This is a genomic window from Bradyrhizobium sp., from assembly GCF_017881085.1.
Lineage (GTDB): Bacteria > Pseudomonadota > Alphaproteobacteria > Rhizobiales > Xanthobacteraceae > Bradyrhizobium.
Genome location: NZ_JADGRI010000464.1, coordinates 1 through 3,031, shown reverse-complemented (window position 1 = coordinate 3,031; position 3,031 = coordinate 1). Strand labels below are relative to the sequence as shown.

General features: G+C 64.8%; 4 protein-coding genes. 2 read left to right on the top strand and 2 right to left on the bottom strand.

Translation table 11 applies throughout. The features are described 5' to 3' along the window. Window positions 1-563 (top strand): LytTR family DNA-binding domain-containing protein (locus QZ213_RS26675; protein ID WP_291689044.1); only part of this gene is annotated, 563 nt, incomplete at its 5' end. Between the two features lie 291 nt (window positions 564-854). Continuing rightward, entirely contained in the window at window positions 855-1,502 is a 648-nt protein-coding gene (locus tag QZ213_RS26670) for an alpha/beta hydrolase (RefSeq protein WP_025589847.1), read from the top strand. A 5-nt stretch (window positions 1,503-1,507) separates the two neighbouring features. Here the strand turns inward: QZ213_RS26670 and QZ213_RS26665 are convergent, their stop codons facing one another. After that, window positions 1,508-2,182, bottom strand: coding sequence for a glutathione S-transferase family protein (locus QZ213_RS26665; RefSeq protein ID WP_291689043.1), 675 nt, complete (start codon window positions 2,180-2,182; stop codon window positions 1,508-1,510). 92 nt (window positions 2,183-2,274) lie between these two features. Next, window positions 2,275-3,031, bottom strand: a 757-nt coding sequence (locus tag QZ213_RS26660) for an anhydro-N-acetylmuramic acid kinase (protein ID WP_291689042.1), incomplete at its 5' end; no start/stop codon positions are given.

Below are 3,031 nucleotides of genomic sequence, written 5' to 3'. Positions count from 1 at the left end.
TCGGCCTTCGCAAGCTGGCGATGTTCCTTGCCGGCGGCGCCTACGATTTTCACCTCTCGGCCGCGACCCTCCTCTATGAATTCCGCAAGGACGTGATGACCTGCGTCCTGATCGGCGGCGCGCTGTGGCTGATCGATAGCCGCCGCGAAACCCGGCAAGCCCGGTCGGACGTGACAATACCGCGCGCGGACCCGGCCTTCGCGGCGCCCGAAATGATCTGGCTCCGCGACGGGTCAGCGCGCATCCGCATCGAACCGCACGACATCCTTACGATCGGCTCAGCGGGAAACTATGTGGAATATTGCATGGCCGACGGCCGCACCCACCTCGTGCGAGGAACGCTGGCCGCCGAGGAAGCCCGGCTGACAAGATTCAACATCGCACGGGTGCACCGGACGCGGCTGGTCAACCTTTCGCGGGTGACCGGGCTCAAGTCCGGTTCGAACGGAGATTTCGAGCTGACGCTCGACACCGGCCCAACCATCGCAGGCAGCCGCCGTTATCGCGACGCCGTCGCTTCGATTGAGGCGATCGCCGCCGATCCCGCTGTTTGCCGGCAATAACGCGGCGCGCCGCTAGAACCGGGCGCCGCCGGCCCCCCAGCGGCCGCGGGCTGCAGGAAATTCCCTCGGCCGGGCAAGAGCTTGGTTTGGGATCGCGGTGCATCCCGGGGGGCGCCAGGACGCATAAAACCCTTGCTTTTTGCCCCTCGCCTCATGCTAGAACGCGGCCTCCAGTTCACCAGGCGCCGTTCGCGCATCGCCCAACGACGTCTGATCAGCCAGCCCCTTGTCTGCCGCGAGGTTTCGCAGATGAAGCCCGCAAGTGCCGGTTGATCTTGCCAAGGACCACCAATGCCTGAAGTCATTTTCACCGGCCCCGCCGGCCGTCTCGAAGGCCGCTACCATCCGGCGAAGCAGAAGAACGCGCCGATCGCGATGATCCTGCATCCGCATCCGCAGTTTCACGGCACGATGAACCACCAGATCGTCTACCAGTGCTACTACGCGTTCGCGCATCGCGGATTTTCCGTGCTGCGCTTCAATTTCCGCGGCGTCGGCCGCAGCCAGGGATCGTTCGATCACGGCACCGGAGAATTGTCGGATGCGGCTTCCGCGCTAGACTGGGCCCAGACCATCAATCCCGAGGCGCGCGCCTGCTGGGTCGCCGGCTTCTCGTTCGGCGCCTGGATCGGAATGCAGCTCCTGATGCGCCGGCCGGAGGTCGAAGGCTTTATCTCGATCGCGCCGCCCGCCAATCTCTACGACTTCTCGTTCCTCGCGCCCTGCCCGTCCTCAGGCCTGATCGTGCATGGCGAGAAGGATGCCGTGGTGCCGCCGAAAGACGTCAACACGCTGGTCGAGAAGCTCAAGACCCAGAAGGGCATCGTGATCGATCAGCAGATCATCCCCGGCGCCAACCATTTCTTCGACGGGAAGCTGGAACCGCTGATGGAGACGGTGACCGGTTATCTCGACATGCGGCTCGCCAACGTTCGCTGAGAAGATCACGCTGCTGCGCGAGCCTGCAGCGTCGACAGCCAGGAATTCCGCCGCCGAATAAAATCGCGCAGCAGCGCCGGATAATCGGCGCTGACGGCCGTGCTCACCGATGGGCGCGCCGCGAGCGCTTTCCGCCAGCGCGCGAGCTTCGGCTTGCCGGCGAGAATGCCGAGATCGGCGGTGTCGTCGAACACATCGAAATAGCGGAACACCGGGCCGTATACGGCGTCGACCAGCGAGAAGTCTTCGCCATCGAACCATGGCGCTGCCGCGACGCGCGCCTCCAGTCGCGCAAAGCGCTGCTCAAGCTGCGACGTCTTCGCGTTGAATGTCGCCTCGTCCGGCGCCGCGTAAAAGCCCGCGATTTCAGCGAGGACGATTGATCCGAATTCGATCCAGCCGCGGTGCTCGGCGCGGCGCAGCGGATCGGCCGGATGCAGCGGCTTTGGCTGGGTTTCCTCCAGATACTCCAGAATGACCGCGGATTCGAAAATCGGGACCTCGCCGACCAGGAGCACCGGCGTCTTGCCGAGCGGCGAAATCGCCAGGAACCAGTCCGGCTTGTTGGAAAGATCGATATCGACCCGCTCGAACGCAACGCCCTTCTCGGACAGCGCGATCACCGCGCGCTGCACATAGGGACAGAGCTTGTGGCTGATCAGTTTTAACGGCGGCGCCATGGGCGGATCTCGCTATTTCATGCAACTGCATCTAATTACATGCATCTGCATTAAATCGTCAAGATCGATGCGTCCGCATCAACGGCAATTGATCACGGCCGGGCAATCACCCCGCCCGTCATCGGGATCGGCACGCCGGTGGTAGCGGGATAGCTCAGCGGCAGGCCCTTCAGACCCCGCGCGGCCAGAAAACCAAAAGCCTGCGCTTCGATGGCATCCGCCGACCAGCCCAGCGCGTCGGCAGGCTCGACAGTGGCGGGCGCCAGCCGTTCGCGCAGCATCCGCAACAGGGTGAGGTTGCGGGCGCCGCCGCCGGCGATGATCCAGCTCCTCGGCTCCTTCGGCAGCAGCGGCACGATCCGGGCGATGGCTTCGGCGGTCAGGGCCGTGAGCGTGGCCGCGCCGTCAGCCGGCGACATCGCCGGCAATCTCAGGGAGGCAAAATCGTTGCGGTCGAGCGATTTTGGCGGCGGCAGTGCGAAAAAAGGATGTTCCATGGCGCGCATGATCCAGGCGATGTTCACGACGCCTTGCGCGGCCGTGCGGCCGTCGCAATCGAACGGCTGGCTCATGGTGCGGAGCATGTAGTCATCGAGCAACGCGTTGCCCGGGCCGGTGTCGCAGGCGATCAGCGTATCGGCGCCGTCGATATAGGTGATGTTTGAAACGCCGCCGATATTGACCACGGCCATCGGCCCCTCGCGATCGAGCGATTGGGCCAGCGCACGGTGATAGACCGGCACGAAGGGTGCGCCCTGCCCGCCGGCGGCGACGTCGGCGGCGCGGAAATCGTGCATGACCGGGATATGGATGGCCTTGGCGAGCGCGGCGGCGTCGCCGATCTGCACG